Raw genomic sequence first — 22,761 nt, forward strand, 5'->3', positions numbered from 1 at the left:
CACTATAGTGGGGCAGGGCCCGCGAGGCGACACCGCTTCGGCGCCTTGCTGATCGGCGGGGGCGATGAAGGAGGCAGCGCAGCTGCGACTTTCGCCGTCGCTGCAATGGCTTGTGCCTTGCAAAGCCGAACCTAGAGTGCTTCTGGTTTGCGACTGCCGGGCGATCCTTTACTCGTGCGGTTCCGCACCGCGCGCCGGCCTTTTCGACCGGTTCGCCCAATGACGACGGTCATGCCGCCGCCTCTTCCCATGGCGGTCGGCGACCGTCACGAGGAGTGACGATGAGCCAGGCCGAGATGCTTCCCGAGCGCGAAAGTATGGAGTTCGACGTAGTGATCGTCGGTGCGGGGCCCGCGGGCCTTGCCGCCGCGATCCGCGTGAAGCAGCTCGACCCTGAGCTCTCCGTCGTCGTGGTCGAGAAGGGGCCGGAGGTCGGCGCCCATGTCCTCTCCGGCAACGTCCTCGACCCTGCCGCACTTGACGCCCTGCTGCCGGAATGGCGCAGCGAAGAAACGCCGATCAAGACGCGGGTGACGGAGGACAAGTTCTTCTTCTACGGGCCTCAGGCGGCGGTCCGGCTGCCCAATGCGCTGATGCCCAAGCTGATGAGCAATCACGGCAATTTCGTCGTTTCGCTCGGGCTCGTCGCCAAGTGGATGGCCGAAAAGGCAGAAGCGCTCGGCGTCGAGATCTATCCGGGCTTTGCCGCAACGGAGGTGCTCTACGACGAGGCCAATGCGGTGATCGGCGTCGCCACGGGCGACATGGGGATCACGCGGACCGGCGAGCCGGGCCCGATGCACCAGCGTGGCATGGCGCTGCTCGGCAAGTACGTGCTGATCGGGGAGGGCGCGCGCGGCTCACTGGCCAAGCAGCTCATCCGCACCTATGGGCTCGACGAGGGACGCGAACCGCCGAAGTTCGGCATCGGCATCAAGGAACTCTGGGAGATCGCGCCGGAGAAGTCGAAGCCGGGTCTGATCCAGCATTCCTTCGGCTGGCCGCTCGACTTCAAGACAGGTGGTGGCTCGTTTCTGTATCACCTCGAAAACAACCAGGTCTTCGTCGGCTTCGTCGTCCATCTGAACTACAAGAACCCGTATCTGTCGCCCTTCGGCGAGTTCCAGCGCTTCAAGACGCATCCGGATGTCGCGGCGCTGCTCGAAGGCGGCAAGCGGATTTCCTATGGTGCGCGGGCGATCACCGAGGGCGGCTGGCAGTCGGTCCCGAAGCTGGTCTTCCCCGGCGGGGCGCTGATCGGCTGCTCGGCCGGCTTCGTCAACGTGCCGCGCATCAAGGGCGCCCACAACGCCATGTGGTCGGGCATGCTGGCGGCGGAGAAGGCGGTCGCGGCGATCCGCGAGGGCCGCGCCCATGACCGTCTGCGTGACTATGAGGACGAGTGGCGGGATTCGCCCATCGGCCGCGACCTGAAGCTGGTGCGCAACGTCAAGCCGCTCTGGTCGAAGTTCGGCACGATCCTCGGCATCGGGCTCGGCGGGCTCGACATGTGGACGAACTCGGTCTTCGGCTTCTCCTTCTTCGGCACGATGAAGCACGGCAAGCCGGATCATCTGTCCCTGGAGCCGGCGGCGCAGCATACGCCGATCGACTACCCCAAGCCCGACGGCGTCCTCACCTTCGACAAGGTCTCTTCGGTCTATCTCTCCAACACCAATCACGAGGAGGACCAGCCGGTCCATCTTCAGGTGAAGGATCCGCAGTTGCAGCACACGTCGGAATACGGCGTCTATGCGGGCCCCTCGCAGCGCTACTGCCCGGCCGGCGTCTATGAGTGGGTCGTCCAGGACGGCCGTGAGACCTACGTCATCAACGGCCAGAACTGTGTCCACTGCAAGACCTGCGACATTAAGGACCCGAACCAGAACATCAACTGGGTCCCGCCGCAGGGTGGCGAAGGGCCGGTCTACCAGACGATGTGAGGCTGGGGGCGCCGTGAAACGCACCGACCTTCAGATCATTGCGCAAGCCAAGCTCGATGATGCCATGCTCCTCATCGAGCATGGACGCTTTTCAAGCGCCTACTATCTCTGCGGATACGCTGTGGAGATTGGTCTAAAGGCCTGCATTGCCGGCCGCTTTCGAGCCGAGGAGATACCCGACAGGAGGTTCGTCAATAGCATCTTCGAGCACGATCTGGAGAAGCTGGTTGTGGTCGCCGGCCTCGGTCCTAGTCTCAGCACCCGGCTGGTGAAACCTGCGTTCAGCGCCGCTTGGTCGATCGTGATAGAGTGGCATCCGGAGGTCCGGTACAGAAGCGTCGACGCCGAAACGGCGCGCCTCATGGTAGCGGCGACCGCAGACAAGCCGGATGGGGTGATGGAATGGATCAGAGCCATTGGTGAAAAATGGGCAGCGTCTTCTGGATCTGCTCGATCGCACACCTCTGAAGCCCCGAGCGGCTCTCTGGTACCACGATCTGGACATGGACCGGTGGCGCCTCTGGGTCGTTCCAGGAGGCCAGCTCGGCTTGCGCTCGTTGTACGAAGCACTGGCCAACGTCTTCGCGACGCCCGAAGCGCGCGATCTGCAGATATCGTCTTCTGCCGTTCAGTTCATCGAGGCAAATCACCCGGTGATCGAGGCTCTTGCCACCGACTCGCGCGTCCGGAACGGGGTGCCGCTGTTCCTCGACAGCAACTTGATGAATGGCTTCTTCGTGCCTGAGGCCTTCGTGCTGCGTGCCGAAGCTCAGCCTCAAGAAGCAGCAGCCTGAGGCTCAGCGAACGCCGCTCAATTTCACTTCGGCTCCGCTGGCGGAAGAGCCGGCACGGTAAACGTCACCAGCACCGGCAGGTGGTCCGAACCGGTGGCCGGCAGGCGCTCCACCGCCACGACCCGCACCTCCTGCGAGGCGAGCACGTTGTCGATGGGGAGGCCAATCCAGCCACGCAGCGCCGAGGGCAGCATCGCCGTCAGCCAGGTCGGGCCGATGCCGCCGATGATCTGCGTGCCGCTTCTAGCGGCATAGCTCCGCATCGCGGCGCTCCAGGGCGTCGCATTGAAGTCGCCGGCGATCAGCCTCGCTCCGGCCAGCGCGCCAAGCGTCTCCGTCAGCTCGTCCAGCTGGCGCCACTGGCGGCCGGGCCAGGGCCAGCGCAGGTGCTGCGCGCCGATCGTCACGGGACGGCCATCGAAGTCGACCACCCTCCCGGCAAAGTTGCCGGAGAGATTGCAGGCGCCGCTATCGCCCGCCATGAACGGCCGGCGCGACAGGATCAGCGCGTCGCGCCATGGGCTCTCCTCGCAGGCGAATTGGTGGGGATAGCGATCCTTCAATGCCTCGATCGTCGCGTCCCACTCGACTGAGGCCTCCTGCAGCGTGATGACATCCGGCGCCGTTTCCTCGATCAGCCGCACCGCGGCGGCCTGGTCCGGCGAGTCGAAGCGCAGGTTCATCTGCAGCAGCCGGTAGTGCGCTTCGCCCGTTCCGGCCGCTGACGCCTGCGGTGGCACTGCGAAGGGCCAGATGCTGCTGATGCTGACGGCTGCGACAAAGGCCGTGACGAGCGCCAGACGGTTGAGCCGCCAGACGGCGAGAAGCGCCACGGCAGCCAGGCACAGGAGCGTCAGATGGGCACGAAAATGCGCCAGCGTGTCGAACAGGGGCACGACGTCGCCGAAGAAGGTGCAGGCGACGGCAAGATTCAGCGCCCGGATGCCGGTGACGACAAACCGCTTCGCCCGTCCCAGCGGTGCCGGATGCCGCGTCTGCGGCGCTGCGTCCTGCCTCGCCACGTCTACTGGAAGGCCGTCTCGAAGAAGGAGCGCAGCTTGCGAGAATGCAGCCGCTCGTTCGGCATCTCCGACAACATCTCCATCGCGCGGATGCCGATCCGCAGGTGCTGCGAGACCTGGCGCTTGTAGAAGTCGGTCGCCATGCCCGGCAGCTTCAATTCCCCATGCAGCGGCTTGTCGGACACGCAGAGGAGTGTGCCATAGGGCACGCGGAAGCGGAAGCCGTTGGCGGCGATCGTCGCCGATTCCATGTCGAGCGCGATGGCCCGCGACTGCGACAGCCGCTGCACCGGCTCGCGCTGGTCGCGCAGCTCCCAGTTCCGGTTGTCGATCGTCGCGACGGTGCCGGTGCGCATGATGCGCTTCAGGTCATAGCCGGAAAGGCCGGTGATCTCCGCGACGGCCGTTTCCAGCGCCACCTGCACCTCGGCGAGCGGGGGGATCGGCACCCAGACGGGCAGATCGGCATCGAGCACGTGGTCTTCGCGTACATAGGCGTGGGCGAGGACGTAGTCTCCGAGCTCCTGCGTGTTGCGCAGGCCCGCACAGTGGCCGAGCATCAGCCAGGCATGCGGCCGCAGGACCGCCACATGGTCGGTGATCGTCTTGGCGTTGGACGGTCCAACGCCGATGTTGATCATGGTTATGCCGTGCCCGTCCGCCCGCTTCAGGTGATAGGTGGGCATCTGCGGCATGCGCAGCGGCGCCATGCCGTGCTCCGGCTCGCGCTGCCCGGCATGCGTGACGAGGTTGCCCGGTTCGACAAAGGCGGAGTAGCCCCCGCCGCCGCCAGCCATGAACTCGCGCGCCATCATGCAGAACTCGTCGACATAGAACTGGTAGTTCGTGAAGAGGACGAAGTTCTGGAAGTGGCTCGGGCTCGTCGCGGTGTAATGCGACAGCCGGTGCAGCGAGTAGTCCACGCGCTGCGCGGTGAAGGGCGCCAGCGGCATCGGCTCGCCGGCCGGCGGCTCGAAGGTGCCGTTGGCGATGCGGTCGTCGGTTGCGGCGAGATCCGGCACGTCGAAGATGTCGCGTAAGGGCTTGTCCAGCCGCTCCGCCATCGTGCCGTCGATATAGGAGCCTTCCGGAAAGGCGAAATGCAGCGGGACCGGCGTCGCGGAATCGCCGACGGCGACGGGCTGGCCGTGATTGCGGATCAAGAGGCCGATCTGCTCGCGCAGATACCGGTCGAACAGGTCCGGGCGCGTGATCGTGGTCGCATAGCGTCCAGGGCCGGCTACATGGCCGAAGGCAAGGCGCGAGTCGATGCGGGCGTGGCTGCCGGTGACAAGCGAGACTTCCGGGTAGAAGGCCCGGTACCGCCGGCTGGTGTCGCCGCTGGCGAGCATGGCCTCGAACCGGTCGAGCAGGAAGGCGACGGAGCGCTCGTAGAGCCGGGTGATCTCGGCGACCGCCGCGTCGGCATCATCGAACAGCCGGGCGGGCCTCGCCGGCTCGGGCATCTCGAAGACCGGTTCGGCCGAAGTCGAAAGACGTGTGGTCATTCTCTCGTTCTAGAGCCGTCGACCTCGGGGAGGAAGCTCCGCCGCCTGAAAGGTTCAGAACAAGTTGGAGCTCGTCTTGACGGGGCAGACGAGGTTCTGGTCGGTCCGGCAGCCGCCGGTGTCGATCGCCCAGGCCTGCCGGTTACCCTGTGTCGCCAGGAAGGCGAAGGAAAGGGCGAAGACGAAGAAGAGCATGGCCACCATGGTCATCCTGATCAGCATGCCGCATCCTTTCGACTCGAACGTTCAACGACATCCACGATGCCGATCTAGCAGGCCGAAGCTGAACCGGAGCTGAGCGGGATCGAATGCTCGCGCACGCTACAGGCCAAGGCCGCCGCCGATTGCATCGCCGCGGTGCCGCGCTAGCTTGCCGTGCGGCCGCGCCAGAAGAAGCGGCAGAATGGGAGCATTTCATGGCGGACCAGGTAAAGCCGATCGAACTGCACTACTGGCCGACGCCGAACGGCTGGAAGATCTCGATCATGCTGGAGGAGCTCGGCGTCCCCTACGAGGTTCACTACGTCAATATCGGTGCCGGTGAGCAGTTCAGGCCGGAGTTCCTGGCGATCGCGCCGAACAATCGCATGCCGGCGATCGTCGATCCTGAGGGTCCCGGCGGAGCGCCGATCTCCGTCTTCGAATCGGGCGCGATCCTGCAATATCTCGGCCGCAAGTTCGGCCGCTTCTATCCGGCCGACGAGCGGCAGCGTGTGGCGGTGGACGAATGGCTGTTCTGGCAGGTCGGTGGTCTCGGGCCGATGGCGGGGCAGGCTCACCACTTCCGCAACTACGCGCCGGAGAAGATCCCCTACGGTATCGACCGCTACACCAACGAGGTGCACCGCCTCTACGGCGTCATGAACAAACGCCTGGCCGAGAACGCCTTCCTCGGCGGTGCCGATTACTCGATCGCCGATATGGCCTGTGTCGGCTGGGTGAAGCCGTACAAGAACCAGGGGCAGGAGATTACGGACTTTCCGCATCTGCAGCGCTGGTTCGAGATGCTCAACGAGCGGCCGGCGGTTCAGCGCGGGCTTGCCGTCGGCGCCGAACGCCGCTCCGATCTCAGCCAGGACAAGGCGGCGCAGGCGGTGCTGTTCGGCCAGCGCGCTCGGGACTGAGCGGCGCGATCGCGGCACGACGGCCGCGAGACAGTCGCGGCCGTTTTTTTTGAACCTGTTTTAGCCACGAGGCATAGGCACGAGCCGCTCAGCCTTCGCCGGCATGACCGGCTTCGGGGTTAACGCTCAGCGTGTCGCCATTCTAGGGGCGGATGCTCAGACTCGGACCCAAGTCTGCGTCTTGCAGAAGATCTTCAGCGCGCAGCCCTTCAGGCTCATCCGGTCGCCATCGATGCTGGCGCTGCCGCTATAGGTCTTGTCGTCGCGCGGATCGATGACCGTGCCGCTGTATTCGCCGTTTGCGCCCTGCATCTCGCCGGCAGCCTTGCCCTTGTGCTTGCCGCTGATGACGGTGGCGCAGTAGCCGCCGCCGCAGGTCTCGACCTGAACAATCCCGCCGCCGGGGGCCCGCCACTTGCCGAGGATCGGATCGGCCGCCGCTGCGCTGCCGATCGTTCCGAGGAGAAGAGTACCGGCAATCGCCAGCGTCGTCATTGTTGTTCTTGGCATTACGCTGTCCTTTGATGAGCCGCGTCCTCGATGCGGCGGCGCCAGACCTTCAGCCGCTACCACTCGGCTGGCCGTCCGAGATCGTCGGGCCGGTCCGGCTTTTGCTCTGCAACGCACGAGGACGCGATCGGTCGCGCATCGCGCGGTCACGATTGCCGTGAAGCCTGCAACAAGGTCCTGCGTCAGAGCCGGGTCAGCGACTGCGAGCGGCAGATCAGCCCACCGAGGACGCAGCCCGAGACGGACAGCGTGCCGCCGTCGATCTTGCCCTTGCCCGAATATTCCTTGCCGCCCTTGGTGTAGTCGGTGACGGTGCCCTTATAGGCATTGTCGCCGGTCCTCTGCATCTTGCCGAACTGCTTGCCGGCAAATGGCCCGCTCGTATAGGTGAGGCAGTAGCCGCCACTGCAGGGCGCGATCTTCGCCGCGTAGCCGGACGGCATCTTCCAGTTGCCCTCGATCGGGTCGGCCAGCGCGGCACCGAGCGGCATCAGCATCAGGGCGATGGCCGCCGCCGCGCCTCGAACAGTATTCGTCATGTCTAGTCCTCCCAGCGCCGACCGGCCGGTTGGCTCGATACTGCGCGAGGACAAGGGTTAGAGCGCAGGCTCACCCCGCACCAGTGGAATCTTCTTGTGGGCTGCAGTGCCGGCGCATCGCCCTGGGTGGCCTGCTCCGCGATGATGAGCGGCTGCGACGGGGGTGGCTGCAGTCCTTCCTGATCTTCAAGCTTCCTTAGTCGTATCCGCCTCGAACGCAGTCGAACCAGGCAGACGACGCTCCGTTAATTCGAATTAGCTTCGAATTTTAGCGATCTCTTCAAACCGCAGCGGCATCCTCGCACCACAAACGCAGCAAGCCGAACATCGTCCTTGAGGAACTACTGCAATGTCGCTCTTCGAACGCATCGATACCGCAGCCGCCGCCACCGCTCCCGCCGGCCTGATTGCCGCCGACGTCCTGTTCGAGATGGGCATGCGCCTGGCCGCCGGCCGCGATGGCGCCGTCGATCTCGTCGCCGCCCACATGTACTTCAATCTCGCCGACCAGAAGGGCGCCGAGCGCGCGGCCTTCTACCGGCAGGAAATGGCGGACCAGATGAGCAAGAGCGAGATCGCCAAGGCGCTGCGCGCCGCCCGCGAGTGGCTGACGCTGCACTGACATCCGCTGACCACCGCGGTTGCCATCGTCAGCCGCGCGGCGGGCCGACCTCCGTCAGAGCATCCGTCAGCACCGTCTCGAACAGGTCGAGATCTGCGTCGCGCCCGACCGTGACTCGGATCAACCGGTCGAGCGGCGCAACGCCCGGCATGCGGATGAAGACGCCGCGCCGGATCACCGCGTCGAGCAGGCCCCTGGCGTAAGCGCCGTCGCCGCCACAGCCGATCGCGACGAAATTCGTGGCGGAGGGGAGCGGCCTCAGGCCCGCTGCCGCTGCGATCGCCGCCAGCCGCTCACGGCCACGGGTGACGCGCGCCACCGTCTCCTGCAGGTAGGATTGGTCAGCGAGCGCCGCCAGCGCTCCGGCCTGTGCCATGCGCGATAGGCCGAAATGATTGCGCACCTTGTCGAACTGCACGATCGCGTCGGGCTCGCCGATGGCGTAGCCGACGCGCACGCCCGCCATGCCATAGGCCTTGGAGAACGTCCGGAAGCGCAGGAGATTGGGGCGCAGCAGCGTCACTGACGGCAGCGCCGAAGCGGGAGCGAAGTCGCTATAGGCTTCGTCGAGGACGAGGATCGTCTCCGGCGGCGTCGCCTCGATCAGCCGCTCGACCTCGCTAGCCTCGTGCCACGACCCCGTCGGATTATCGGGATTGGCGAAGTAGAGGAGCTTCGGCCGCACGTCTCGAGCCCGTTCGATCAGCGCGTCGATGTCCTCGCGGTCGTCGCGGTAGGGCACCGTGTCGAGAAGACCCCCATGGCCGGCGACGTGGAACGCAAAGGTCGGATACGCGCCCTTCGACGTAACCACCGTGTCGCCCGGCTCCACCGTCAGGCGGACGAGCAGCCCGAGCAGCCCGTCGATCCCTTCGCCGACCATGATGTTCGAGGGATCGAGGCCGTGGAAGGCGGCGATCGCCGCCCGCAACTCATGCACTTCCGGATCGCCATAGGCCCAGCTCTGCGCCGCCGCCTCGGCCATGGCCGCTATGACACGCGGCGAGGGGCCGAAGACGCTTTCATTGGCGCCGAGCCGGGCTTTAAAGGTGACGCCCGTTCGACGTTCGATCGCCTCCGGCCCGACGAAGGGCACAGTGGCGGGCAACGAGCGGGCGAGGGCGGTGAAGAGGGGCTGCATGATCGTCCCGGGCAAGCGTGGGCGACCGTTCTACGAATTTCGCCGGCGACCCGCCAGTTCCTGCGATAAAGGATGCGGGGATGATCAACCCCAACGAGGATCCTGCCGTCCCGCATAAAGAATGCGGAGGATGACCACCTCATTCTGTTCGACCACAAAGGCGATGCTGACGCGGCGCTCGAAGCCGACGATGCGGAGGCCCGGGCTGATGTCATCACGCGCCGTACCCCGCGCTGGAAATGTCTCGAAGCGCGCCAGGAACTCCTCGATTCGCGCTAAATAGTCCTTCGCCATTACCGGTGAACGCGATCCGTGCCGCACCAGCCGATAGATGCTGAGCAGATCAGCTTCAGCTTCAGCTTCGGCGGTCAGGCGGACGGTGTAGCGCGTCACTCAAACTCGTTCCGCTCAATGTCGTCGATCGCAGTGTTGAGGCGCTGACGTGCTGCCGCAAGTGTTTCGGCCCGCTGCGGGTCTGATCGATGAGCGTCGAGCGTCGGCAGGACGTCATGGCGCAGCCACTGCTCGATCTCTTCGTCGCGCTCCTGCAGGGCGAGCAGGCCCTCGCGGATCGCCTCGGTCTCCGACATCGATTGGCCGCTCTCGACACGCTCGCGCAGCATGTCGGCGACGTCTGCCGGTACGGTAACGGTGAGTGGCTGCTGGGATCGCATTCTGATGTCCTCTGCGCCCTACCATACTATGATCGGAGCAGGCCGTCCGGTTCAAGCGTCGATATCAGCCCCCACCGCCTTCAGTGCGGCCTTGGTCAACCCCTGCGAGATCGAGCCGTAATCAGCCCATGGATCAGGCTCATCCAACCGCGCCAGCACCGTATCCAGCGTGAAGCCGTTGGCGCGGTCGAGCCCCTCCAGCTCCTCCCAGCTCACCGGAGTCGCCACCGGCGCCCCGGTGCGCGAGCGTGTGGAATAGGGTGCGATGGCCGTCGAGCCGCGTTCGTTGCGCAGCCAGTCGACAAAGATCAGGCCCTTGCGCTTGGCCTTCGACATCGTCGCGATGAAGCGCTTTGGCTCGGCCTCTGCCAGCCGATAGGCGAAGCCGCGGGCAAACGCCTTCACCGCCGGCCATGCCTGCCGCCGGTTCAGCGGCACCACGACATGAACGCCCTTGCCGCCGGTTACCATCGGCAGGCTGTCGAGCTTCAGTTCCTTCAGGAGCCCCCGCAGATCGCGCGCCGCAGCCTTGACGTCCTCGAAGTTCAGGCCCTCGTCCGGATCGAGATCGAAGATCAGCCGGTCCGGGTTCTCGATCCGGTCGTTGCGCGAGCCCCAGATGTGGAACTCCATCGTGTTCATCTGCACGGCGGCAACGAGGCCGGCCGCATCCTCGACATAGAGGTAGTCCTCCGTCGAGCCGTCCTTCTCGGTGATCGGGATCTTCCGGATGGCGGCGGGAAAGCCGCCGGAGTCGTGCTTCTGGAAGAAGCAGTGGCGTGCGCCACCCTGCGGACACCGCACCAGCGACAGCGGCCGTCGCCCGGCATGCGCCAGCATGCGTTCGGAGACTGCCTCGTAATAACGCGCGAGGTCGAGCTTGGTGACGCCCTGGCTCTCGAAAACGACCCGCTCGGGATGGGTCAGCTTGATCCCGGCCACGGTGTCGCCTCCGGCAGCCGCCTTGTCTTTCGGCTGGGTGGCAGGCGCAGCCTTCTTGGTGGCGGCCTTCGTGCCCGAAGGTGCGGAGGCACGCCGCTTGGGCTGTTGGGCCTTTGCTGCTGCCGGCTCGTTGCTCTCGGCCTCGCCGACCGTTCCAACATCGGCAGCGGTCTCGTCGACGACGTCTTCCGCCGGCTTGTCCTCGCGCAGACCCATGAATACGCCGTGCCTGATGCTGCCATCGGCTGTCATCTCGGCATATTCGATCTCGGCGACCAGCACCGGCTCCACGAAGCGGGACGTGCGCGCGATCGGGCGCGGCAACTCGGCAAAGGGCGACGTCTTGCGGGCGATCTCAGTGAAGCGCCGCTTCAGCTCCAGCATGATGTCCTGGCCGAAGCCCGATCCCACCTTGCCCCGATAGCGGAACTGGCCGCCTTCGTGGACGCCGAGCAGGATCGAGGAAAAGGGCCGCGACGTCTTGTCGGACGGCGCATAGCCACCGATGACGAATTCCTGCCGGCGCTTGCACTTCACCTTCAGCCAGGACTTGGTCCGTCCTGGGGAGTAGGGCGCGTCGGCGCGTTTGGCGACGATGCCCTCATGATTGGCCGAGCAGATCGACTTGAAGACCGCCGCCCCGCTGCCGGTGATATGCTCGCTGTAGAGGAGAGCCGGTTGCTCCGCCGCGGCGATGAGCGCTTCGAGTTTGCGCTTGCGCTCACGCAAGGGGAGCGTCGTCAGGTCCTCGCCGTCGAGTTCGAGGAGGTCGAAGCAGAAGCAGGCGAGGTCGCCGCCTTCCGACAGGCGCATCTGCAGCGTCGAGAAGTCGGTGCGGCCGTCGGGGTCGAAGGCCACCACCTCGCCGTCGATCAAGGCACTGCGGCAGGGCAGCGCCAGGACCGCCGGCAGCAGCGGCGCGAAGCGGTCGGTCCAGTCGTTCTCGTTGCGGGTATAGAGGACCGCCTTCTCGCCGGCGACTGCGATCAGCACGCGATAGCCGTCATACTTCATCTCGTGCAGCCAGCCATCGCCCTCTGGCGGTGCGTCGACGAGGGTCGCGAGCTGCACCGGCCGGAAGGCCGGCAAGGGCAGCGCCTTGCCTTTCGGCTTGGCGGTGCTTCGGCCGGCTGGCGCGGCGCCGCTCGTCCCGGATTTTACGCTCGTCTCGGCGTCCGCCGTATCGCGGCCACCCTTGCTCGAAGCCGTGGCGCCCCTGGCGGCACGATCGGAGCTCTTGCCCTTCTTCGCCGAAGGCGAAGCCGTAGCCTCATGCGCGCCGCGCGACGATTGCCATACCGCGTCGTGCCCCGCAGCGATGGCATCCAGATCCCGCCCCGTTTTCACGCTGTCCGGCTTTTCCGTAACGATGTCGCGGGTCGGGTCGGCAGCCTCGTCCTTCTCCTTGATGAGCAGCCAGTTCTCGCGTTTCTCGCCGGGTCGCGGCTTCATCCGCACCAGCGCCCAGTGGCCGGAGAGCTTCTCGCCCTTCAGCAGCATCTTCACAGAGCCGTCGCGCAAACCCTCCTCGGGGTCGTTCTGCGGTTCCCAGGTGCCTGTGTCCCAGAGCATCACGGTGCCGCCGCCATACTGGCCCTTCGGGATGATTCCCTCGAAGTCGCCATACTCGAGTGGGTGATCCTCGGTGCGCACCGCGAGGCGCTTGTCCTTCGGGTCGTAACTCGGCCCCTTCGTCACGGCCCAGCTCTTCAGGACGCCGTGCCATTCGATGCGGAAGTCGTAGTGGAGCCGCGTCGCATCGTGCTTCTGCACGCAGAAGGTCAGGCCCTCTGCGCCGGCGCGCTCGGCTGCGCCGGACGGCTCGGCCGTCTTGCTGAAGTCGCGCTTGTCCCGGTAGGCCTTGAGAAGCGTGTCCGCCTTTGTCGCCATGTCGCGTGGCTCTGAGCCGTTCAGGCCGTCTTGCGCCGGCGCGCAGCTGGTGCTGCTGCGGCCTTGGCGCCGGCAGGCTTGGCGGCGCCCTTGTCAGCGGCGGCCTTGGCCGGCGCACGGCGCTTGGCTGGCTCGGGCTTTGCCGGCTCTGCCTTCTCGGGCGCCTTGGCCTCCGCCGCGGCGGCCTTCTTTTTGGCTCCGCCGCTCTTTGCAGCGGGTTCAGCCGTCCCCTTCGCCTCCTCCTTCTTTCCAGCTGCGCCGGAATTGGCCTCCAGGCTCTTCTTCAGGCTCGCCATGAGGTCGATGACGTTGCTCTTGGTGCGGACCGGCGCCTCGTCCGCGTCCTCCTCGATGGTGATCTGCGAACTGCCGCCCTTCTTGCGCTTCTCCGCGATCAGAGCTTTCAGCGAGGTGATGTAGTGGTCGGTGAAGGCCTTCGCGTTGAAGGGTCCCGTCTTGCGCTTGATCAGCTCCGTCGCGACAGCCAGCAGCTCCTCGTCGGCGGTCTCGCTGGAAATCTCGGAGAAGACCGAGTCGGACTTCCGCACCTCGTCCTCGTAATGCAGCGTCTCCAGCAGCAACCCGGTGCCGCAGGGGCGGACCGCCACCAGATACTCCTTGCCGCGCAGGGCCAGCTGACCGATGCCGGTCTTCTGCGACTGGCGCAGCGCGTCGCGCACCACCCGGAAGGCGTCCTCCGCCAGTTCGTCCTGCGGCACGATGTAATAAGGCTTGTCATAATAGAGGGGCGGGATGTCGCAGCTGTCGACGAACTGCACCAGCTCCAGCGTCTTCTTGGTCTCGAGCTTGACCTCGTCGATCTCCTCGTCGGTGATCAGGACGTACTCGTCCTTGGCGTATTCGTAGCCTTTCACGATATCCTTGGCGTCGATCGGGCCGACGCCCGGCACCACCTTCTCATAGTGGATGCGCTTGCCGCTGTTGCGGTCGATCTGCCGAAAGCTGATGGCAGAGCCCGACGTCGTCGCCGAGTACATCTCGACCGGGATCGACACGAGCGAAAGGCGGATCTGACCCTTCCAGATGGGGCGCGGCGCCATCGAACACTCCAACGCAAGACTTCGAACTGAAGGCTGTGACTCAACGTGACTCCGCTCGCAGACGTTCCGCGCCCGAATCGATTGATTCGGGTACGAAACGTCGCAGATGAGGAAAGTGGTTGATGATCATCATCTTGCGCGCGACAGAGCTTGCGCCGGACGTCCGGCGACACCAGCCTTTGGGGCTGATCCGTCCCGACGATCGATGATCCACCGCTTCAAGACGACTGACCGCCCGTGATCCGCATCCTCCACACTGCCGACTGGCAGATCGGCAAGCCCTTCGGCGGCTACGACCTCGATCGCCGCGGCGAACTACGCGCGGCCCGCTTCGGCGCGGTCGAACGAATCGCGGCACTGGCGAAGCAGCGCGGCTGCGACGCGGTGCTGGTCGCAGGCGACGCCTTTGACGACAACACGGTGTCGGATCGCGAGTTGCGCCGGACCCTTGATGCGATGCGGGGATTTGCGGGTCCCTGGGTGCTGCTGCCGGGCAATCACGATGCGGCCTTGAGCGTTTCGGTCTGGACGCGCCTGCGTTCGATGATCGAAGCGGCGAACGTCGTCATCGCCGACGCGCCGGAGCCAATCACGCTCTGCGACGGTCGGCTCGCCATCCTGCCGGCGCCGCTGACGCGGCGGCACGAAGGCGCCGACCTCACCGCCTGGTTCGACACAGCCGAGACGCCGCGCGGTGCGGTTCGGGTCGGCCTGGCGCATGGCTCGGTCGCCAACCGCCTGCCGGAGGCAGCCGAGAGTGGCAACCCCATCGCCGACGACCGGGCAGAGCGGGCGCGGCTCGCTTATCTCGCCCTTGGCGACTGGCATGGCTTCATCGAGATCGCCCCGCGCACTTACTATAGCGGCACGCCGGAACCGGATCGCTATCCCGCCAACCAGCCGGGCCACGTTGCGCTTGTCGAGATCGACGCGCCTGGTGCGCCGCCTCGCGTGGAGCGCGTTGAGGTTGCGCGTTTCCGCTGGGCGGAGGTGAGCGTGCATCTGCTCGGTGATGCCGGCGAGCTTGATGCGGCGCTTGCAGCTTTCGACCGTCCCGGCGAGACGCTGGTCCAGCTGCGGCTCGAGGGCCGCCTGCCGCTCCGCGAACGCGTCAGCCTGGAGAAACGCCTGGCCGACTGGAGCGCGCGCTTCTTCGACCTGCGTGTCGATGATGGTGGCCTCGTCGACGAGCCGGACGGCGATGACCTCGACGCGATCGATGTTGCCGGCTTCGTGCGCGTGGCGATCGAGCGCCTGCGCGCCAAGGCGGCCGATCCTGCCGACCCGGAGCGGGAGGCGGCAGCTCTGGCCCTGCGCATTGCCTATGTCGAGCATGCGCGGCTCGGCGTGGCGGGAGAGCGCCGATGATCCTGAGCGGCCTGACGATCCGTGACTTCGCCGGGGTTCAGACTGTCGAACTCACCGGTCTCCACCCCGGGCTGAATGTCATCGTCGGCGACAACGAGGCCGGCAAGTCCACGCTCCTGATGGCGCTGCGTGCGGCCCTGTTCCAGAAGCATCGCGCAGGCGGCGAGGCGGCCCGCAACCTTTCACCCTACAATCGCCAGGTCCGTCCCGAGATCGCGCTGGACTTCTCGATCGGCGACACGGCTTATGCGCTGCGCAAGGCGTTTATCCAGCGGCCGGATGCCCAGCTCGAATGGAGTGGCGGGAAATTGTCGGGCGATGCGGTCGAGGAGAAGCTCGCCGAACTTTTCCGCTTCTCGCATCCGGGCCGCGGCGAATCGAAGCTCGACGCCAATCAGGGAGCCTTCGGGCTCCTTTGGGTGGAGCAGGGGCGCTCGGTGGGCGGCATCGATCTCGGTGCCGGCAAGGACGCAGTCACGGCGTCACTCGAAGGCGAGATCGGCCAGATCCTCGGCGGCGAGCGCGGCCGTCTTCTCCTGACGGCTGCGAAGGTGCGGCAGGACCAGTTCTTCACGGAAACCGGCCGGCCGAAGACCGGCAGCGCCTTGAAGATCATCGAGGAGGAACTCGCGGCGTTGGCGGGCGAGCTGCAGCGGCGCGAGGCCGAACAGCGAGACTACGAGGACAAGCTCGACCGGTTGCGCAATCTGCGCCACACGCTCTCGGGCTATCAGGCTGATGCCGCTCTCCAGCGGGCGGAGGATGAGGATGACGCAGCCCGCCGCAGCGCGGCCGACATCGAGGCCTTGCTGCGGGACAGGGACGGCGCGGCCCGTGATCTCGCTCATGCCGAGGCGCGCCGCCAGCATGCCGGCGAGCGGCTGCGGGACCGGGAGCTGTCGCAGGCGAGCCGGGCCGAAGCCGAGGACAAGGCGGCAAAGGCGGCGGACAAGCTTGCGACCTGCCGTGACGACTTCGCGGCGGCCGACACGCGGTATGAGACGGCGCGTCAGGCAGCCGATGTGGCGCGCCAGACCCTGGACAATGCGGAGCGCCGCCTAGCCAGCGTCGAGCGGCGCGAAGAGGCGGAGGAGCTCGTCCGCCGACGGAGCCTTGCCGGGGAGCGGCTGACGGCGGTCGAGGCGATCGAGGCCAAGTTGGCGGAGCTGCGCGGTCAGCCGGCCGTGGTCGACGACTCCGTGGTGGCCGCGATCGAAGCCGCCGAGCGCGAGTCGCAGGAAGCGGCCATCCGCCGTTCGGCCGCCGCCGCACTGGTCCGGTTCGAGCCGGCATCGGGCCAGGCGGTCGGGACAAGAACGGGGCAGGTGGGCTCCGACATCCCGGTCAAGGTGGAGAGTGAAACCATCTTCGACCTGCAGGGCTTTGGGCGGATCGTCGTCACGCCTGGCGGACAGGCCGGTGACCTGGCGCGTATCGCGGAGGATGCCGAGCGTCGGCTGGCAACGCTGCTCGCCCGCCATGGCCTCGCCTCAGTGGATCACGCCCGGCGCGAGCGGCGCGCCGCCGAGGAGCGGCGGCTGGCGGAGCGCGCCCTGCAGGCGGAGCTGAAGGCGCTGGCACCCCAGGGGTCCGCATCGCTCCGCGAGGAGGCTGCCGTGCTTGACCGGCGACTCGCTGAGGCGAACGCGGCGGACGATCGGTCGCTGGCGGGAACGCTTCCGACGCGGGCGGAGGCGCGACAGGCGCTCGCCGATGCCCGCGATGCCGCGAAGGCGGCCGAGGCGACGCTGGCCGTCTCCCGCGCCGAGCGGGACGCTCGCAGTGCTTCGCTGGTTCGCGCCGAAGCCGACGCCGAGCACGCCGCGGCCCATCTCAAGCGCTTGGCAGCCGACATCGCGAATGCCGAGGCAGCGCTCCCCTTGGAGACGCTGCGGAACGAACTCGCCGCGGCCGAGCTCGATCGCAGTGCCAAGGCGGCCGTGTCCGAGCAGAAGCGCGCGGCCTTCGAGGCCGCCGATCCGGAGGCGATCCGGCTGGAGCTGAAGCGGGCATCCGGAGCGCTGGAGGTGCTGCGCCGGACGCTGGCGGATCTCGAACGGCAAAGCGTCTCGCTCGAAGCGGAGATCCGCACCCTCGGCCTCAATGGTCTGGGCGAGGATATCGCTCGGCTGGAGGGCGAGATCGACGTAGCCCGGCGCCGGCGCGACAAGCTGGCCTTGGAGGCTGATGCGTCGCGGCTCCTCTATGGCACCCTCATCGAGGCGCAGCGGGATGCACGCGACAGCTGGCTCGGGCCGATCAAGACGCAGGTCGGACCCTACCTGCGGCTCATCCATCCTGGCAGCGAGGTCGAACTCGACGAAGAGACGCTGGAGATCAAGAGCCTGCACCGGCGCGGCGTCCAGGAGCGCTTCGAGCGTCTCTCCGCCGGCGCGCGCGAGCAGGTCGCCGTGGTGACACGGTTGGCGCTGGCGCAGGTCCTCAAGAAGGGCGGCCATCCCGCGGCGGTGATTCTGGACGATGCGCTCGTCAATACGGACGAGAAGCGGCTCTCTCAGATGCACCTCGTGCTGCAGAAGGCGGCGGAGGATCTGCAGATTATCGTCTTGACCTGCCGGGAGCGCGACTTCCATCGGCTGGGTGCGCCGATCTTCCGTCTATAGCCTCCGATCAGCCGAATCCTGCCGCAGAACAGGCTCCGCGCGAAGCTGTGTCGAAGCTTGCGGACTGTGAAGAAACGCCGTGAAACGGCTTGCGTGTTACCATTTCGTTAATCTTCGTTGACCGGTCGTTTACGAAAAAGTGGCTTCCGCGCAACAGGGGTGTGTCCAAAGGGCCCCAGGACACGGTTGCAGTCATTTCACAGATTGCATCCGGCGGGCGTCTGAATAATGTCGCCTCAGGAAGAGCGAGGGGGACATCGCTTCGGTCTTTCGCAAGGGGATGGGGCGGGTTAGGCCGTCCTTTCGAATACGGCCCAATCTGAACCATAATAATTGACTGGAGGTCAGGACATGAACATCAAGAGCCTTCTTCTCGGCTCCGCTGCGGCCCTCGTCGCAGTTTCCGGCGCTCGCGCAGCTGACGCGGTCGTCATGGCTGAGCCTGAGCCCGTTGACTACGTTCGCGTTTGCGACGTCTACGGCGCCGGCTTCTACTACATCCCGGGCACCGAGACCTGCTTGCAGATCTCCGGCTACGTCCGCTTCAAGATCGCTGCCGCCAGCGACGTCGACAACGAAGAGGGCGACGACTACCAGGCCGGCTCGAACGTCCGCGTCCGTCTGAACTTCGACGCTCGCGAAGAGACCGAGCTCGGCACCCTGCGCGCCTTCGCTCGCGTCCAGTCCACGAACTCCTTCCAGCAGGGCGGCACGGACACCGACGACACCTACGAGATGGATATGGGTTATATCCAGCTCGGCGGCCTGACCATGGGTTACCTCGACACGCTGTGGACCGAGGGTGACGGCTTCCAGACCGACACGGACCTCCCGGTCGGCGACTTCGAGACCAACCGCGTCTCCTACACCTTCGCTGTCGCCGGCTTCACCGCCGCGATCTCGGCGGAAGAGGACGGCACGGGCGACGCGATCCCGGACGTCGTGGCTCGCCTCGGCTACGAGGGTGGCTGGGGTGGCTTCTACATCGCCGGTTCGTATGACGAGACCGTCGTGCTCGGCGATGACGAAGATGGCTTCCCGGTTTTCGCAACCGGTACCAACTTCGGCCTCTTCCCGTATGATCTCGTCGACGACAGCGAGGACGATGGTGCCTTCGCTATCAAGGGCGCCGTGTCCCTCAAGGACCTGCTCGTCGCCAACTCCGAGCTGAAGTTCGAGGGTAGCTACGCCTTCGATCCGTCGCGTTACTCCACGCTGCAGATCTTCGACAACGTCAACACGGTCGGCGACGACGTCAACAACTTCGGCGGCACGATCCCGGTCGAGTGGCAGGTCGGTGCTGGCTACTCCCAGTCCTTCGGCAAGCTCGGCGTTGCCGTGGCTGGCGTCTACGGCCAGACCTTCGATCTGGGCGCCTTCGGCACCCTGGACGATGGCACGGTCGGAATCGTCAACGTCGGTGACGCGGAGTACTACCGCCTGGTCGCCAACGTCGGCTACGAGATCACCAAGAACTTCTCGGTTCTCGGCGAGCTCTCCTACGCCAACCTCGACCTCAGCGACAGCGATGCCGCCTTCGCCGGTGGCGACGACGAGATCGACCAGACGACCGGCTTCGTCCAGTTCGTCCGCTCCTTCTAATCGATCACTCGATTGGAATTCGGAAAGGCCCGGCGCTAGCGCCGGGCCTTTTCGTTTTGCCCGTCATTTTGCGTTGGCGATAAGTCCGTGGTCGTTCGCATCCGCCGGCAGTCTCGTTAGGCACTAACGGTCGATGTTATCGGCGTGAAACAATTCTCCTGCACGGTCCCGAAGCATCGCCGGCTGACGCGCTGGCGAAGGACGGTGGCAAGGAGAACGGCCATGAAACTGTCAGTCGCCGGGTGCGTGGCAGCACTCGCGCTCGTGGCATCGGTCGCGCCGGCTGCGGCGCTCGACCCCTCCGTCGGCGACCGCGTGACAACGCTGACGCGCGGAACCAAGTGGAAGCCCGTCCGCCAGACGGCGATCGATTTCCCAACCTTCCACCCGCAGGGCATGGTGAAGATTGGTGACGATCTCTTCGTCTCGTCCGTCGAGATCACCAAGCCGACGACGCGCTACGATACGCCCCGTGATGGTCTTGATCGCGATGCCGGAGAAGGGCAGGGGCACCTGTTCCAGATCGGTCCGGACGGCCAGCTGAAGAACGACCTCAGGCTCGGCGAAGGTTCGATCTATCATCCCGGCGGCATCGATTATGACGGCCGCTATCTCTGGGTGCCGGTGGCCGAGTACCGGCCGAACAGCCGCTCGATCATCTACCGTGTCGATCCAAAGACGATGCAGGCGGAGGAAATGTTCCGTTTTGCCGATCATGTCGGCGGCCTCGTCCATGACACGGACGCGAAGACGCTGCATGGCGTCTCATGGGGATCGCGGCGCTTCTACGCCTGGCCGCTCGACGAAAATGAGCGTCCGGCCAATCCCGATGCCGATCCGTCAAAGCTGCGGGTGATGAACCCGTCGCAATATATCGATTATCAGGACTGCAAATATGCCGGTTCGAGCCGCATGCTCTGCGCCGGGCTGAACGCCTACAAGACTGCGCCCGACGCGGCGCCGTTCCGGCTTGGCGGAATGGAACTGGTGGATCTGAAGGAGAGCCGCCCCGTCTGGCAGGTGCCGGTCGAGCTCTGGGCGCCATCGGGATTGCCGATGACGCAGAACCCCTTCTTTGTCGAGGCGACGGAGAAGGGGCTGCGCGCCTACTTTATGCCCGATGACGATCGCTCGACGCTGTTCGTCTTTGAGACCGAGGCTCCCTGAGCGGAGCGTTCCCGAACGGCGACCTGAGGCGGTCGCCGCCTTATTGGGTGCCGTGCCTCAGCCCTGCCGGCCGTAGCGCAGATCCTGCTCCACATCCACGGGAGCGCCGAGCCGCATCTTGTAGACCTGATAGTTCTCCATCACCCGCTGCACGTAGTTGCGCGTCTCGGTGAAGGGGATACGCTCGATCCAGTCGACCACCTGATCGATCGACTGGCCGCGCGGATCGCCGAAGCGGCCGATCCACTCGCGGGCCCGGCGCGGACCGGCATTGTAGGCCGCGAAGGTCAGGACGTAGGATCCGTCGAAATTGTCGATCTGCTCGCCGAGGAAGCGGCTGCCGAGCGTGGCATTGTAGCCGGGGTCGCTGATCAGCCGGTCGGCGGAGTAGGACATGCCGGCCTTCTTCGCCACGGTCTTCGCGGTACCTGGCATCAGCTGCAGCAGGCCGAGGGCGCCGGCGCCCGACTTGGCGCTGGGATTGAAGGCGCTTTCCTGGCGCGCGATGGCATAGGCGAGGGCCTTGCCGGAGGCCGAGATGTTGGCGCTGGCCGGGATGACGCCGATCGGGAAGGCGAGGGCTGGTGCATCGACGCCACGCCAGTAGGCCTGCTTGCCGACCTGCAGCACGAGGTGATGGTCGCCCCGACGCTCCGCCATGACCGAGAGGAGCGCCAACTCGCCCGGGCTGTCGAGCTCGTCGGCAAGGTTGTTGTAGAGGATGTTGGCGCGCCGCTCGAAGCCGATCTGCTCCAGGCGGCGGATGGCGCGCACGGCCTCGCGCGATTCGAAGCGCCGCCGCTCGGCATCGGATGCCTTCGGGAAGACGACTGGCTGCGGGCGATGGCCCAGGCGCGCCGCGGCGAGCTGGCCGTAGAAGGTGGCGCCGTAATGGGCCGCCTTGCTGTAGTAGCCGCCGGCGCTGCCCGAGCCGCCAGCCTCGGCGGCGCGGCCGAGCCAGTAATAGCTGCGCGAGCGCGACAGCGGCTTGGCCGAGAGCTCGGCGATGCGGGCGAAGTGCTTGGAGGCGGTCGAGGGATCGTTGAGGAAGCGCAGCGCGATCCAGCCGGCATGGAACTCGGCTTCCACCGCCTCGGTGGAGTTCTCCGCCGAATGGGCGGCTGCGATCCGGTAGGCGTCCCGCGTACGTCCGAGATCGAGGAGATCGCGAGCGATGATCCGGCGCTCGTTCCACCAGGCATCGGGATCGACGAGCGTGTCGCGGTCGCGCGGCGCCTTGAGGAGCACCCGCGCGGCGTCCTCGACCTTGTCGGCCTTGCGGAGCAGTTCGACCTGCGCCAGCAGATAGCCGGGATCGCCGCGCTGCGAGGAGGGCACGGCCTTCATCAGGGCCGCAGCCTTGCTATCGCCTCGAATCACGGCCGCGCGGGCGGCATATAGCTCGCGCGCACCCGCCATGCCGGCGACGCGACCGGCGTCGGTCACCCGCTCCGAATAGAGCAGCTTGTCCATACGGTACTTGTGGTCGCCGCGGGTCAGGAGGCTGCCGAACTGGTCGAGGATCTTCTTCTCGGTCCCGGCATCCAGCTTCTCGTTGCGCCAGACGCCGGCGATCAGCGCCTTCGCCTTGCCGGCCTGACCGAACTCCAGATAAGCGCGGGCGAGTGCCATCGCGCCTTCCGGGGTCTCGGGCCGCGTGGAGGAGAAGGCAGCAACGACATCGCGTGCCGGCGGCTGCTCGCGATACAGCGCCTTCTCGCTGTTGGCGCGCAGCGTCTTCATGCCCGGCCAGCCGTCGAGCTCAGACGCGGCGCGGGCAATCTCCACAGCCGGCACGTCCTTGCCACCCTGCAGAGCGATGGCCCAGGCGAGGATGTGGCGGTCGAGTGAGCCCGGCATCATGCCTTCGCGGATCGACCGCGCCTTGCGCACGTCGTAGCTGGCCAGCGCCTGCAGACCGTCGCGCAGTTCGCCGGCGACCGGCCGCAGATCGCTCGGCCGTGCGGACATCGAGCTGATGGATGCCGTGAAGGCGCTCGAGGCGCCAGGCATCGGCGCCGGGGCGGGAGCGCGCATGGCCGGGATCGGGTTTGCCGCACGCACGGCCGGCGCCGAACCGAAACGCGACGGATCGAAGGCGATGCCGGAATCCGTTGCCATCGGCTTGGCGGACGGGACCGGACCGAGCAGCGGCAGGCCCCATTCCTGCGCCGGCGCTGCACTGACCATCATCGTTGCGGCGACCGCCGACAGCACGATCCGCTTTGGT

At 66.3% G+C, this 22,761-nt stretch carries 19 protein-coding genes; 8 read left to right on the plus strand and 11 right to left on the minus strand.

The genetic code is table 11. The annotated features are described in order from the left end of the window. The first annotated feature begins 281 nt into the window (after positions 1-281). Complete coding sequence (locus C0R46_RS01395) at positions 282-1,943, plus strand: electron transfer flavoprotein-ubiquinone oxidoreductase (protein ID WP_102957793.1); 1,662 nt, start codon at positions 282-284, stop codon at positions 1,941-1,943. 416 nt (positions 1,944-2,359) lie between these two features. Continuing rightward, positions 2,360-2,737: a hypothetical protein gene (locus tag C0R46_RS21030; protein WP_245413370.1), complete on the plus strand. Its 378-nt coding sequence runs from the start codon at positions 2,360-2,362 to the stop codon at positions 2,735-2,737. Positions 2,738-2,760: 23 nt separating this feature from the next. On the opposite strand, the gene C0R46_RS01405 is transcribed toward C0R46_RS21030, so the two are convergent. From C0R46_RS01405 to C0R46_RS20690, 3 genes are all read right to left on the minus strand, one after another. Beyond that, positions 2,761-3,759 (minus strand): endonuclease/exonuclease/phosphatase family protein, encoded by a 999-nt coding sequence (locus tag C0R46_RS01405; RefSeq protein ID WP_102957795.1) that lies wholly within the window; start codon positions 3,757-3,759, stop codon positions 2,761-2,763. A gap of 2 nt (positions 3,760-3,761) precedes the next feature. Next, on the minus strand, positions 3,762-5,225 hold the full coding sequence (locus C0R46_RS01410) for an AMP nucleosidase (protein ID WP_245413420.1): 1,464 nt from the start codon (positions 5,223-5,225) through the stop codon (positions 3,762-3,764). A gap of 96 nt (positions 5,226-5,321) precedes the next feature. Beyond that, positions 5,322-5,489, minus strand: a complete 168-nt coding sequence (locus C0R46_RS20690) for a hypothetical protein (RefSeq protein WP_157944519.1) — start codon at positions 5,487-5,489, stop codon at positions 5,322-5,324. Between the two features lie 194 nt (positions 5,490-5,683). Here C0R46_RS20690 and C0R46_RS01415 point away from each other — a divergent pair, with 194 nt between their 5' ends. Further along, a complete protein-coding gene (locus tag C0R46_RS01415) occupies positions 5,684-6,391 on the plus strand; it encodes a glutathione S-transferase N-terminal domain-containing protein (RefSeq protein ID WP_102957797.1) in 708 nt (235 codons plus the stop codon). Between the two features lie 156 nt (positions 6,392-6,547). On the opposite strand, the gene C0R46_RS01420 is transcribed toward C0R46_RS01415, so the two are convergent. Both C0R46_RS01420 and C0R46_RS01425 read right to left on the minus strand, forming a co-directional pair. Continuing rightward, positions 6,548-6,901: a DUF2147 domain-containing protein gene (locus tag C0R46_RS01420; RefSeq protein WP_102957798.1), complete on the minus strand. Its 354-nt coding sequence runs from the start codon at positions 6,899-6,901 to the stop codon at positions 6,548-6,550. Positions 6,902-7,083: 182 nt separating this feature from the next. After that, positions 7,084-7,440 carry a DUF2147 domain-containing protein gene (locus C0R46_RS01425; RefSeq protein ID WP_102957799.1) on the minus strand — a complete coding sequence of 119 codons (357 nt, stop codon included), beginning with the start codon at positions 7,438-7,440 and terminating at the stop codon, positions 7,084-7,086. A gap of 349 nt (positions 7,441-7,789) precedes the next feature. Here C0R46_RS01425 and C0R46_RS01430 point away from each other — a divergent pair, with 349 nt between their 5' ends. Continuing rightward, positions 7,790-8,062 carry a sel1 repeat family protein gene (locus C0R46_RS01430; protein ID WP_245413371.1) on the plus strand — a complete coding sequence of 91 codons (273 nt, stop codon included), beginning with the start codon at positions 7,790-7,792 and terminating at the stop codon, positions 8,060-8,062. A 28-nt stretch (positions 8,063-8,090) separates the two neighbouring features. On the opposite strand, the gene C0R46_RS01435 is transcribed toward C0R46_RS01430, so the two are convergent. The 5 genes from C0R46_RS01435 to ku all read right to left on the minus strand — a co-directional run bounded on the left by C0R46_RS01435 (position 8,091) and on the right by ku (position 13,770). After that, entirely contained in the window at positions 8,091-9,206 is a 1,116-nt protein-coding gene (locus C0R46_RS01435; RefSeq protein WP_425349853.1) for a pyridoxal phosphate-dependent aminotransferase, read from the minus strand. An 81-nt stretch (positions 9,207-9,287) separates the two neighbouring features. Beyond that, on the minus strand, positions 9,288-9,596 hold the full coding sequence (locus C0R46_RS01440) for a type II toxin-antitoxin system RelE/ParE family toxin (protein WP_102957801.1): 309 nt from the start codon (positions 9,594-9,596) through the stop codon (positions 9,288-9,290). Continuing rightward, positions 9,593-9,877: a ribbon-helix-helix domain-containing protein gene (locus C0R46_RS01445; protein ID WP_102957802.1), complete on the minus strand. Its 285-nt coding sequence runs from the start codon at positions 9,875-9,877 to the stop codon at positions 9,593-9,595. The genes C0R46_RS01440 and C0R46_RS01445 overlap by 4 nt, the downstream gene beginning before the upstream one ends. A gap of 51 nt (positions 9,878-9,928) precedes the next feature. Beyond that, a complete protein-coding gene (gene ligD / locus C0R46_RS01450) occupies positions 9,929-12,709 on the minus strand; it encodes a DNA ligase D (protein ID WP_102957803.1) in 2,781 nt (926 codons plus the stop codon). A 20-nt stretch (positions 12,710-12,729) separates the two neighbouring features. After that, entirely contained in the window at positions 12,730-13,770 is a 1,041-nt protein-coding gene (gene ku, locus C0R46_RS01455; RefSeq protein ID WP_102957804.1) for a non-homologous end joining protein Ku, read from the minus strand. A gap of 237 nt (positions 13,771-14,007) precedes the next feature. Between ku and C0R46_RS01460 the strand changes: the two genes are divergently transcribed. The 4 genes from C0R46_RS01460 to C0R46_RS01475 all read left to right on the plus strand — a co-directional run bounded on the left by C0R46_RS01460 (position 14,008) and on the right by C0R46_RS01475 (position 20,531). Beyond that, complete coding sequence (locus C0R46_RS01460) at positions 14,008-15,138, plus strand: metallophosphoesterase family protein (RefSeq protein ID WP_102957805.1); 1,131 nt, start codon at positions 14,008-14,010, stop codon at positions 15,136-15,138. After that, a complete protein-coding gene (locus C0R46_RS01465; protein ID WP_102957806.1) occupies positions 15,135-17,762 on the plus strand; it encodes an AAA family ATPase in 2,628 nt (875 codons plus the stop codon). The genes C0R46_RS01460 and C0R46_RS01465 overlap by 4 nt, the downstream gene beginning before the upstream one ends. Before the next feature lie 351 nt (positions 17,763-18,113). Beyond that, positions 18,114-19,364, plus strand: a complete 1,251-nt coding sequence (locus tag C0R46_RS01470) for a porin (RefSeq protein ID WP_102957807.1) — start codon at positions 18,114-18,116, stop codon at positions 19,362-19,364. A gap of 222 nt (positions 19,365-19,586) precedes the next feature. Continuing rightward, the gene (locus C0R46_RS01475) at positions 19,587-20,531 is read left to right on the plus strand and encodes a DUF6454 family protein (protein WP_102957808.1); all 945 of its coding nucleotides are present in this window, start codon (positions 19,587-19,589) and stop codon (positions 20,529-20,531) included. Positions 20,532-20,588: 57 nt separating this feature from the next. Here the strand turns inward: C0R46_RS01475 and C0R46_RS01480 are convergent, their stop codons facing one another. After that, entirely contained in the window at positions 20,589-22,721 is a 2,133-nt protein-coding gene (locus tag C0R46_RS01480) for a lytic transglycosylase domain-containing protein (RefSeq protein WP_425349854.1), read from the minus strand. Positions 22,722-22,761 lie beyond the last annotated feature (40 nt).

Source organism: Mangrovicella endophytica (assembly GCF_002893625.1).
GTDB classification, from domain to species: Bacteria; Pseudomonadota; Alphaproteobacteria; order Rhizobiales; family Rhizobiaceae; genus Mangrovicella; species Mangrovicella endophytica.

Coding starts and splice junctions, on each gene's coding strand:
- C0R46_RS01395 (WP_102957793.1), top strand. CDS start 282: ATGAGCCAGGCCGAGATGCTTCCCGAGCGCGAAAGTATGGAGTTCGAC.
- C0R46_RS01410 (WP_245413420.1), bottom strand. CDS start 5,225: ATGCCCGAGCCGGCGAGGCCCGCCCGGCTGTTCGATGATGCCGACGCG.
- C0R46_RS20690 (WP_157944519.1), bottom strand. CDS start 5,489: ATGCTGATCAGGATGACCATGGTGGCCATGCTCTTCTTCGTCTTCGCC.
- C0R46_RS01415 (WP_102957797.1), top strand. CDS start 5,684: ATGGCGGACCAGGTAAAGCCGATCGAACTGCACTACTGGCCGACGCCG.
- C0R46_RS01420 (WP_102957798.1), bottom strand. CDS start 6,901: ATGCCAAGAACAACAATGACGACGCTGGCGATTGCCGGTACTCTTCTC.
- C0R46_RS01425 (WP_102957799.1), bottom strand. CDS start 7,440: ATGACGAATACTGTTCGAGGCGCGGCGGCGGCCATCGCCCTGATGCTG.
- C0R46_RS01430 (WP_245413371.1), top strand. CDS start 7,790: ATGTCGCTCTTCGAACGCATCGATACCGCAGCCGCCGCCACCGCTCCC.
- C0R46_RS01445 (WP_102957802.1), bottom strand. CDS start 9,877: ATGCGATCCCAGCAGCCACTCACCGTTACCGTACCGGCAGACGTCGCC.
- ligD (WP_102957803.1), bottom strand. CDS start 12,709: ATGGCGACAAAGGCGGACACGCTTCTCAAGGCCTACCGGGACAAGCGC.
- ku (WP_102957804.1), bottom strand. CDS start 13,770: ATGGCGCCGCGCCCCATCTGGAAGGGTCAGATCCGCCTTTCGCTCGTG.
- C0R46_RS01465 (WP_102957806.1), top strand. CDS start 15,135: ATGATCCTGAGCGGCCTGACGATCCGTGACTTCGCCGGGGTTCAGACT.
- C0R46_RS01470 (WP_102957807.1), top strand. CDS start 18,114: ATGAACATCAAGAGCCTTCTTCTCGGCTCCGCTGCGGCCCTCGTCGCA.
- C0R46_RS01475 (WP_102957808.1), top strand. CDS start 19,587: ATGAAACTGTCAGTCGCCGGGTGCGTGGCAGCACTCGCGCTCGTGGCA.
- C0R46_RS01480 (WP_425349854.1), bottom strand. CDS start 22,721: ATGGTCAGTGCAGCGCCGGCGCAGGAATGGGGCCTGCCGCTGCTCGGT.